The 9,540-nt window shown below is 39.6% G+C and carries 12 protein-coding genes; all 12 read right to left on the bottom strand.

The window, feature by feature from the left end; genetic code table 11:
- Positions 1-18: 18 nt before the first annotated feature.
- Positions 19-372, bottom strand: coding sequence for a hypothetical protein (locus VPR01S_RS23120; RefSeq protein WP_021707522.1), 354 nt, complete (start codon positions 370-372; stop codon positions 19-21).
- 1,041 nt (positions 373-1,413) lie between these two features.
- The gene (locus tag VPR01S_RS21775; protein WP_021707519.1) at positions 1,414-1,719 is read right to left on the bottom strand and encodes a hypothetical protein; all 306 of its coding nucleotides are present in this window, start codon (positions 1,717-1,719) and stop codon (positions 1,414-1,416) included.
- A 1,075-nt stretch (positions 1,720-2,794) separates the two neighbouring features.
- A complete protein-coding gene (locus VPR01S_RS21770) occupies positions 2,795-3,460 on the bottom strand; it encodes a DUF4145 domain-containing protein (protein WP_021707518.1) in 666 nt (221 codons plus the stop codon).
- A 622-nt stretch (positions 3,461-4,082) separates the two neighbouring features.
- Positions 4,083-4,430 carry a hypothetical protein gene (locus VPR01S_RS21765; RefSeq protein WP_021707516.1) on the bottom strand — a complete coding sequence of 116 codons (348 nt, stop codon included), beginning with the start codon at positions 4,428-4,430 and terminating at the stop codon, positions 4,083-4,085.
- Positions 4,431-4,564: 134 nt separating this feature from the next.
- Entirely contained in the window at positions 4,565-5,272 is a 708-nt protein-coding gene (locus tag VPR01S_RS21760; protein ID WP_021707515.1) for a class I SAM-dependent methyltransferase, read from the bottom strand.
- Positions 5,262-5,900, bottom strand: coding sequence for a hypothetical protein (locus VPR01S_RS21755; RefSeq protein WP_021707514.1), 639 nt, complete (start codon positions 5,898-5,900; stop codon positions 5,262-5,264). The genes VPR01S_RS21760 and VPR01S_RS21755 overlap by 11 nt, the downstream gene beginning before the upstream one ends.
- A 163-nt stretch (positions 5,901-6,063) precedes the next feature.
- Positions 6,064-6,516 (bottom strand): GNAT family N-acetyltransferase, encoded by a 453-nt coding sequence (locus tag VPR01S_RS21750; protein WP_040903345.1) that lies wholly within the window; start codon positions 6,514-6,516, stop codon positions 6,064-6,066.
- Between the two features lie 140 nt (positions 6,517-6,656).
- Entirely contained in the window at positions 6,657-6,911 is a 255-nt protein-coding gene (locus VPR01S_RS21745; RefSeq protein ID WP_021707512.1) for a hypothetical protein, read from the bottom strand.
- A gap of 145 nt (positions 6,912-7,056) precedes the next feature.
- Positions 7,057-7,863, bottom strand: a complete 807-nt coding sequence (locus tag VPR01S_RS21740) for a hypothetical protein (RefSeq protein ID WP_021707511.1) — start codon at positions 7,861-7,863, stop codon at positions 7,057-7,059.
- A gap of 146 nt (positions 7,864-8,009) precedes the next feature.
- Positions 8,010-8,657 (bottom strand): HAD family hydrolase, encoded by a 648-nt coding sequence (locus VPR01S_RS21735; protein ID WP_040903342.1) that lies wholly within the window; start codon positions 8,655-8,657, stop codon positions 8,010-8,012.
- Positions 8,658-8,809: 152 nt separating this feature from the next.
- The gene (locus tag VPR01S_RS22805) at positions 8,810-9,064 is read right to left on the bottom strand and encodes a hypothetical protein (RefSeq protein WP_021707509.1); all 255 of its coding nucleotides are present in this window, start codon (positions 9,062-9,064) and stop codon (positions 8,810-8,812) included.
- 179 nt (positions 9,065-9,243) lie between these two features.
- A partial coding sequence (locus tag VPR01S_RS21725) for a hypothetical protein (protein ID WP_245580807.1) occupies positions 9,244-9,540 on the bottom strand: 297 nt, incomplete at its 5' end.

The following is a 9,540-nucleotide window of genomic DNA, read 5'->3' as shown; positions in this document are numbered from 1 at the left end:
CTTTGTTAAATTAACGGCTTACATGTTTCTTAATGCTGCAAGAAACTTCGTCAAAGTAAATGAAGCGCTAGGAGCTTCTGAAAAAGTTAATGCTTGCTTTGCACTAATATCGTTCTCGTCTTTTACCTTTCTGTCCAACGTGCGTAGTTGTGTAATAACATCTTGAACTAACAATGGAACTTCCTTAGTTGATACTAAATCGATTGTTTCCGTCGTTAGCTTAAACGAGCTTTCACTTCCATCCCATGAAACACCAGCTGTCCCGCTTAAGGTAACACCTTCTTTCCATGTGATATTCTGAGGTTCCTTTTCAGATGCTATGCTATTGGCAATTTCACCAGCAACGTAATCTAATGAGCCTGACCATAACACTTTGTCATTAAACTTGACCTCAACATCTGAAAAGCTACGTTGCTCACTGATGACTCCAATTTTTTATAACCACCATCAAAGTTAACTGTCGCATAATCTAAATTTGATGCCTTGAAAGATCCCAATGCAAACAGCACGGTCAAACATATTGTCAAAGTAACAATGATTGATGCCACTGGCGCGGTAATTACTTGCTTAGTACTTGTGTTTTCCATATAAAACCTTACTCATATTTAATTCTGAGCAGATTATATAGAACAGCATTTTAAAATACTATAGTTAGTGAATTTAACGCCGCATTAAGGGGTGAACAACGCATTCCACCCAAACTAAACCATTATGCTGTAAACACTTAAGCTAATTTCAAACCAAAACTGCCAAGCGTTGTGAATCCCTCTTAAATGCTTTGTTATGTGTTTTTTGAGTACTATCAATACGACTACTTAGATTTTTTCTCAAGGCACCAATTAATATTTTTATAAGAGTGCTTTCCTAGTGCATTAGCAGGTTTTACAACACTATACTTAAGATATTTGGACTCTGTCACCGGAATACATTTACCGTCGCCAAGAACGCGACTTTTATCACTTCCTGCAAACTCCCATTGTACCGTCAATTCTGATTGATAAATTGAGTTATCGCCAGCATTGCATACGGAAATAAGCCTCGGCGATAGCAGTTCCAAAAGAATCGCTGATTTCGATGTTTCCCCTGGCAGGATTTTAATTTCTATTCTTTCACACAGTAAAGTATCACCAGGTTCTAACTGGCTCTTTGCAAGCAAAGAAGTCGAAAAAAGACAAGATATTAAGACCAACACAACCCTCATACTGCCCCCATAATCTTTTATTTAATGAGTACAGTATAGAGCAAAGTATTTGATAATATGAGGTCAAACACATAACGCCCAATTAAGGGGTGAACAACGCCTCCACCCAAACCTAAAGCATTGTGTCATAAACACTAAATTTGAAGTAGAAGCAAAAATGCCAAGCGTTGTGAATCCCTCTTAAATTGCTTGTTATGTGCGTACTCTTTGAGTTAGCAGAGTCTCCAAGGTCCAGACTCTACCACCTGAACAACTACACCTTCTTGCTCAAGTTGTCGTAACAAAGCGACTAGCCAATATTGTTGGTTCGATGGAGTTGCTTTACGCTGCTCTCCCCAGCCAAGACCACAACGCCTAAAAATCTCTGCCTGCTTCATTCCAAGGCTGTTTGGGGAGCAGTCGGGATGACTTTGCATAAACTCAACAACTAAACCTTTGGCGTGATTTCGTAACAACTCACCTTTTGACTCGAAACTATCCATACTGAACACCTTTCCACTTTGACGTAACTTAATCATAGTGAATTTCCTAGTTTCTAGGCAAAAGCACATAACGCCCAGTTAAGGGGTGAGGCACGCAATGACCAAGCCTCCGCATTGCACTTCAACAGCATAGCAAAAATGCCACGCGTGCTGAATCCCTCTTGAACTGTTTGTTATGTTTAAACTTCAATACCTTACGTTCAACTGTACAGAAGCTTAACCCGACTTAGTCTTACAAACAAAAACTAGAAGCTAGAAAACGGAATTGACTCATAAATTAGAGCAGGTTGAACTTGAATCTTGAATACAGAAAACGAAAAAGCTGTCGCGTTGAAACTGAGCTAAATTTCCTGACTTCTAACTTACTCAGAAACTCAATGAGGCAACTCTCCGAATTTCTAGCGCCAAAGAATAAATGTCCAGAAAACAGCGTCCAGCAATGCCAACTTGCCGAAAAGAACAAAAGCAGAATGACTTATGGAGCAAAGAAAAAACCAAGCTACTGATTTTACATGATTAAACATAACGCTGCGTTAAGGGGTGAGTGCCGCCTAAACCAACTTTTCGCAGACCACTTTCACCACAAAACTCATCGCATGCCAAAAATGCCACGCGGCATGAATCCCTCTTAAACGCCTTGTTATGTTTAAGACTCAAAGGGTTAAGTTTTACGATACCAAGAGCTTAACTCTACTTACCTTTGCACACCAAAACCATAGGCTAAAAAACTGAATTAACTCATAAAATTGATTGAATTTACATTGAGTCTTTACGTGAGAAACGAAAGCTGAAGCTCTAACGTTGAAACTGAACAAGCTGCACTCACCTCACCCAAACACCACATTTTAATGAGGCAACTCTCTGAATTTTTAGCGCCCACGAATTGGAGTCCAGAAAACAGAGACCACTGAAGTCAACTTGCCGATAAGACCAAAATTAGAAAGCCGAGAAAGCAAAAAAAAGATGCAACCAACTGATTTTACGTGATTAAACATAACGCCCTGTTAAGGTGTGAGCAACGCAATACTGATGCCGCCGCATACCATCTTAAACACTACACGCAACGCATAGTGAAAATGCCACGCGTTGCGAATCACTCTTAAACAGTTTGTTAAGCATTTTTCTCTCTGGCTCTTCGATCGGTCTCTTCTGCACTTTTTCTAGGACCTTCTGGAGTTAATTCATATAAAGCTGCTAACTCCCTAGGCTCTGAGATACCTTTTTTAACTATGAAATTTAGTAGTTCAAACATCTTGGATGCGACCTGATCAAAATCGTCCTCACTCATCTCACCAGGATGGACCGCATTGTTCCCTGCAATTCTAACTGTATCTGCCACCTTTACGACGAGGGGAGGAATTACATTTTTTTCAGCTAAGCTTCGGATGTCTTTATTAATATTTTCGCCAGCCTCACCTAAATGTTTACATAATTTTTGAAGTCCAAGTCGAAGAAGTGCGGCTGCAGCCCTAGGCGAGCGAGAAAAAATGCTAGCAGCCTCTAAATAATCAATTTTTACATCATCAGGCATATCCAACTCAGGTTGCGGGGCTAATGATACATCAGGGTAAACCATCACCCCATCTGACACAGAGAAGCCACTGAAGCTTGTTCCTCGCCAAATAGATGCTTTTTCACAACATGAGCATGATGCTTTTACTATATCGGTGACATAGTTCTTCTCATCACTCAGCCTTTCCCAAGTCACATGTGAGAAAGTCCCACAAAGAGGACAGTGAAAGGATTTTTGACCAAATTTTGGTGCTATGTACTGCATATTATTCTCCAGATGCTTAACGCCGCATTAAGGGGTGAACAACGCTACCACCCAACCTAAACCATTGTGCTGTAGACACTAAAGCCGATTCAAACCGAAACCGCCAAGCGTTGTGAATCCCTCTTAAATGCTTTGTTATGTCGCGTCCCCAATGTTTAACGAAAACTCTTTATAGCGTTCAACAAATTCTCGAGCTTCAGCCAAGTCAATCGGATAAGGGACGGAGTCATTATTATCTCTGTGTGGTCTTATCTTTTGAAACCGAAAGCCATGTGATACTAAAAACCTGATCTTATCCCATTGCTTTTTGTCTGATTGTTTAGGTGCTTTAAAATGGCGTCCAAGATTGTATGAAACATTACCGCAATTTGGGCAAGGTAACTCATTGGGAATACCCTTGGATAATTCGCTGTCACGCTTAAAAGACTTGCAACACTCTAAACAAGCAAATGAAACTGTGTAACTACTGCTCAATTAAACATTTCCTCCTAGCTACATAACGCCCTGTTAAGGGGTGAGCAACGCAATACAAAAGCTGCCGCATACCACCTAAAACACTAAAACCAACGCATGGTGAAAATGCCACGCGTTGCGAATCCCTCTTGAACAGTTTGTTAGCAATTTAACTAAACGAAGCCCCAAAGCCATCAAAGATACATTGAAACTCCCAACCTTTTGCAACCATAAAGTCTAACCATTGAACAAGGATATCTTTGGTTACTGTTGTCGGGTGAGAATATCCTTCAACAAACCATGAGCGGTTAATAAACCCCTCACTTCTGATCAGTGATTCATAGTTTCCAAGAGCATCGTTCAGTTGAATGGCTGACGCTTTATTTGGACATAAGTAGCTAAATTCTAGAACTAACTCTGTTTCGTTTGTGACTCCATTACTTATTAATGAAGCCCAAGTCTCATCAAGCATGTTTAACTGATTTTCCAAATTCGATTGATAACCACTCAACTCCATTTTCTCCTTGATTGCTAACGCCGCGTTAAGTGGTGAGCAACGCAGACCACTGCACTTAAAGTATTGTGCCGTAAACACTAAAGCCGAAGCAAACCAGAAATGCCAAGCGTTGGGAGTCCGTCTTAAACGCTTTGTTAGAGCTTTCTACAGGTAAACACACAGTATCGTGGCGACTCCCATTTGGCTCCATATTTTAATTGTATATTTTCTTCTGGATAGGTTTCGTCAAAGCCATCAATAGTGAAACCAGATTCAACCAGTTTATTGATGTACTCTGACAGCGGTCTGTGATGGTACGGCACTCCACTAATCGTATTTTTTGAATCTTTAGTGATAGTAAATGACACATTCTTGGTCATGGAGGTCATATAACTATATTCATCTCCGAAAAAACCCTTATATTCATTATAAAAACAGGGGTGAGGGATTGAAAAAATGAAATGACCCGTGGCTTTCAGGTGCCGTCCGATTGATTCAAAGAACTCATTAAGGTCATCAACAACGTGTGCAACAAGATGGGAGAATGCAGCCTCATAAAGCTCGTTTTTCTCTAATTCGAGTGAAGTGCAATTCAATAATCTAACATCGGTTAAAGACAAGACGTCTTTTGCAACTCCATACATTCCAGTAGAAGGCTCTATTGCTGTGACAGAAAAACCTAATTCAGATAATTCTTTGGAAAGATGACCAGTTCCAGCGCCGACTTCCAGAACATTGCTAGGTGAAAGGCTCTTAATTCGACGAACTAAAAGCGGCTTAAAAACCTCGTTAAATGTTAAGTCTGCACCTGACTCAATTTGCTCTCGACGTATTTGCGCCGAATTGCACCACCTATGCGGCATTAGTCAACTCCTTGGATTTTCTAATTATGTCTTTCGCCATCGCTATTATTTGGGGACCAGAATTGTTGTCAAAGATTGTGATCTCGTGGTCTGGATGAACTCCACGAGCAATGGCGAGCTTTTCAGCGCCGCTGCGATCTCCATTCACTAAGGTAAATCTAGCTTCAGGTGACACATTTTCTCTTGTGACAATAAAAGATGCACCATTCAACTTTTCTCTAAGTACCTCTGGAACTTCATTTGGAGTGATAATTTCAATGCGAGTACCTTTTTCAATCTTTGATTGAAGAATTGATATAAGTTTGTCGTCACCTGCCAACCATGACACTCGGTTACTCACAACAGTTGCACTAGTGCCCGTAGAAATAAAACTCTCCATAAACTTGAGAGTGTCTTTTGGCTCCTTATCGGTTTGTGTATCTGGAAGATATTTCAAACCTTTCTTTGCGAGCATAAGGATTACAGCGACTACCTCTATAATCACAGACCCTATTAACCACTCCAAATGGGGGAGTTCTTTCGCTTCCGAGAAAAACCAAGCATAACCAATGCCTGCTAACGTCATAGCAGCCGTTAGACCAGTAATACATAGGAAAAGGTAAAGTGTATGTTTTACAAGTTTTTGCATTTCATTCCTTTAATGATGCTGATATTTAGGACTGCGTGAGCTCTAACGCCCAATTAAGGGGTGAACAACGCTACCACCCAAACCTAAAGCATTGTGCTATAAACACTAAATTTGAAGTAGAAGCAAAAATGCCAAGCGTTGTGAATCCCTCTTAAATTGCTTGTTATGTTTGGGGCTCAAGAGTTCTGCTTAACTCTATTTCACGACCTGCGACCAAGTTGCCTGTAGGTACAAAACCACAATTTAAGTAGAAACCCTTGGGGCTATCAGCGCTATCCACAACGCTGGTATATAAGGTTGATACACCAAACTCGTTAAGCAATTCTTCACTCAGTAAGTCGATTGCTTTACGACCATAGCCTTTCGATTGTTGGGTCTGATCTAGCATCAGTCGCCAAAGGGAAAATTTTCCTGTGGAGGTGTCTGCGTTTACCAATATAAAACCTACAGGCCTATCTTCGGCATAGATTCCCCGAAACCAAGGAAACTCCATAAAGTTAGCTTCCGCCAGTGAAATAGCATTACTATCAACGTGAGTTAACTGATTTTCAGCGACTTGCAACTGGCAGATCTCGTAGAAATTACCCTGATTAATACTTCTGAGTTCGATACTCATGTTGCCAATTTCCTCCGAAAACATAACGCTCTGTTAAGGGGTGAGCAACGCAATACTGAAACCGCCGCAAACCACCTTAAACACTAAAACCAACGCATAGTGAAAATGCCACGCGTTGCGAATCCCTCTTGAACAGTTTGTTATGCGATTGAAACATTGACGCTTTGAAGTTTTACCTTAACTTCATCGAGTGTCCCTTTATATTCCCAATACATTTCCCGCCCATCAGGGCCAGTGACCAATAAATATTGTTCAGTAATTGAACGAATCCGATCAACACAAATCAGTTTCCGCATAAATGATTCTTCCATGGTACGTTCTTCAATTGGTTTATTCTCAGAATCATAGCCATGAAATATCAAAGCATTCTTAACATCTAATTCTATAAACTTCACTTCAACTCCTTTTAGTAAGCCGTATCGCATAACGCCCTGTTAAGGTGTGAGCAATGCAATACCGAAGCTTCCGCAACCACCTTAAACACTAAAACCAACGCATAGTGAAAATGCCATGCGTTGCGAATCACTCTTAAACAGTTTGTTAGCTTTTACGGTTGAAAGCTTTAATCGCTTGACCTAGTTTTCCTGAAGGAGTTTCTTTATATATTTTTTCAACTACAAGTCTCGCTGTATGAGCTGCAACCAAAGATAAAGCATATACAACATCTTTTAAAAACTCTCGCTCAATTACTACCTTAGTGCCTAGTGAAGCATTTTTGTCTGCTTCCCTTATGTACTTTCGGTCAATTTTTCCATTATTGTGAGCGACTATATTTCTTATCGCTATAGCCTTTTTTATTATTTTCATTTCGTCTTGGTGATTTGATTTAAAGTAATCACCTAGCTCCAACTTGGCTTTATCAGACTCAAACACATCCAAAGGGTTGCCATAAAATATTCCTCTAATCTTTTCTTCAACTAACCTTTCTACGATTTCAGACTTGTCTTCAGAATCCAAGATTAGTTTAATGATTTTTTGTGTGTTTGATGTAGAGTCATCTTTACCCGAAGCGGCTAATTTATGTGGAATATCAAGGTATACACCTTGAATAACATCCGTAATGTAGTCTTCGAAAGTTAATACTGCCTCAAGTAATGTTCGACGATAATTTCCTTTTATAGAAAGCGAGTGTAATGCTCCATAAATATCGTCTTTCTTTACTACTTTCGGCGTATCATTCCAGATACGATCAAAAGTTAATTGAGGAAAAACATCATCTTTTATTGCATCCTTTATCTTAGGTGCATAAAAATCTATGAGACAAAATGATTCCCAAATATCTCGTTGTTCTTTCTGAAACCGTTTATACCTAACATGAATTCTTGAAACTGACTGTTGTTTATTCATTTTCTATCTCTATTCTTAATTGAAAGCTAACGCCGCATTAAGGTGTGAGCAACGCTGCCACCATACCTAATCCATTGCACCGTAAACACGAAACCCAACTTTGAACTGAAAATGCCAAGCGTTGAGAATCACTCTTAAATGCTTTGTTATACGAACATTTCATCGTACACACTGATGGATCTTAATGCGCCACTTAAGTCATTTTTTCCATTAAACTCATGTTTAACGGCAATAACGTCACAACCACTAGATTTACCTGCGCTAATGCCTGCTGTTGAATCTTCGAACACTATTGTATGTTCAGGTGATACATCTAAATTTGCGAGTGCAAGATTATAAGCTTCAGGATCAGGTTTATGCTTGGTTACATGCTCTTGAGTGATAACAAGATCAAAAGCTGTTTCTAACTGCAATGAAGTCAAGATATTTTCAACCATCCATGTTGCTGCCGAGCTGACAACACCACATTTTTTCCCTGCTTTTTTCAGGTGTTCAATATACGCTTTAGCTCCTGCATTCAACTCAAGTTCGTCGTTTAACATCAGTTCGTAGTGAGCTCGAAAATAACGATTAAACTCAGCTAGATCTGGTGAAATCCCCGCATGAGTAAAAAAGTGACCAGTCACAACCTGCCAACTTTCACCCATAACGTCTTTATATATGTTGTGATCAACTTGAGCACCGTAATCTGCACAAGCCAATGCTAGAGCTTTACCCTTTAATGGCTCTGAATTTACTAACGTTCCGTCCATATCGAACAGATAAACTTCATAATCTTTCAATTTACTCTCCATGTTAAATTTTGCGAGTTCGTATAACGCCCTGTTAAGGTGTGAGCAACGCAATACCGATGCCGCCGCATACCACCTTAAACACTAAACGCAACGCATAGTAAAAATGCCACGCGTTGCGAATCACTCTTAAACAGTTTGTTATACGAAAATCATTACAAACTTTGGAAGTACTTTTCGATACAATGATCAACGAAATTTGTATCCTGTTTTAACGATGGGGGATAGTCACTAGCGACTGACACAGAATCCCAAAATAACTCTCTGCGCTCTTGCACTGATAAAGTCTTTAACTTTTCTTTGATGCTAGCTTTAGTTTGAGATTTTGTAATCTTAAGGAAAGCAGTATCTATTGAGTTCAATAACATTTCCTCTAATTTTTCTTGCTCTACAGTCAATTTTAACTTCATTTATATTTCCTTTAAAAAATCACGATTAATGTTCGTATAACGCCCAATTAAGGGGTGAGCAACGCTACCACCCAAACCTAAAGCATTGTACCGTAACCACTAAAATTGAAGTAGAAGCAAAAATGCCAAGCGTTGTGAATCCCTCTTAAATTGTTTGTTATAAGCGTACTTGAAGCGCCCTACTTTCCCTTTGCTTGCGCATATGGATTTGGTTTTTGTGGTTCTAACGATGATTTCTTCGGTTTGAACTCAACGTCCCTGACTGGTTCTAATTCTGGTTCCCACGGATTGAAACCACCAGAAAAGCTACTATTTGACCCACTACGCTTAAGTTTTTGTGTACGACCACGTTCATAGTCATCAAACTCTGAAGAATCCTCAGGATATGGATTTACATAATCGGAATAAAGACATGATTTAAAGCCCTCTTCATATGCTTTAGTTCCCATAAAGATCTCCTTATTTTTTATTAGCTT

Source organism: Vibrio proteolyticus NBRC 13287, assembly GCF_000467125.1.
Classification (GTDB): Bacteria; Pseudomonadota; Gammaproteobacteria; order Enterobacterales; family Vibrionaceae; genus Vibrio; species Vibrio proteolyticus.
This window is presented reverse-complemented; position numbering and strand designations above follow the sequence as displayed.

Bases quoted from the DNA above. Each gene is read 5' to 3' on its own strand.
- VPR01S_RS21760 (WP_021707515.1), bottom strand. From the start codon at position 5,272: ATGCCGCATAGGTGGTGCAATTCGGCGCAAATACGTCGAGAGCAAATT.
- VPR01S_RS21740 (WP_021707511.1), bottom strand. From the start codon at position 7,863: ATGAATAAACAACAGTCAGTTTCAAGAATTCATGTTAGGTATAAACGG.
- VPR01S_RS21755 (WP_021707514.1), bottom strand. From the start codon at position 5,900: ATGCAAAAACTTGTAAAACATACACTTTACCTTTTCCTATGTATTACT.
- VPR01S_RS21765 (WP_021707516.1), bottom strand. From the start codon at position 4,430: ATGGAGTTGAGTGGTTATCAATCGAATTTGGAAAATCAGTTAAACATG.
- VPR01S_RS22805 (WP_021707509.1), bottom strand. From the start codon at position 9,064: ATGAAGTTAAAATTGACTGTAGAGCAAGAAAAATTAGAGGAAATGTTA.
- VPR01S_RS21735 (WP_040903342.1), bottom strand. From the start codon at position 8,657: ATGGAGAGTAAATTGAAAGATTATGAAGTTTATCTGTTCGATATGGAC.
- VPR01S_RS21770 (WP_021707518.1), bottom strand. From the start codon at position 3,460: ATGCAGTACATAGCACCAAAATTTGGTCAAAAATCCTTTCACTGTCCT.
- VPR01S_RS21750 (WP_040903345.1), bottom strand. From the start codon at position 6,516: ATGAGTATCGAACTCAGAAGTATTAATCAGGGTAATTTCTACGAGATC.
- VPR01S_RS21775 (WP_021707519.1), bottom strand. From the start codon at position 1,719: ATGATTAAGTTACGTCAAAGTGGAAAGGTGTTCAGTATGGATAGTTTC.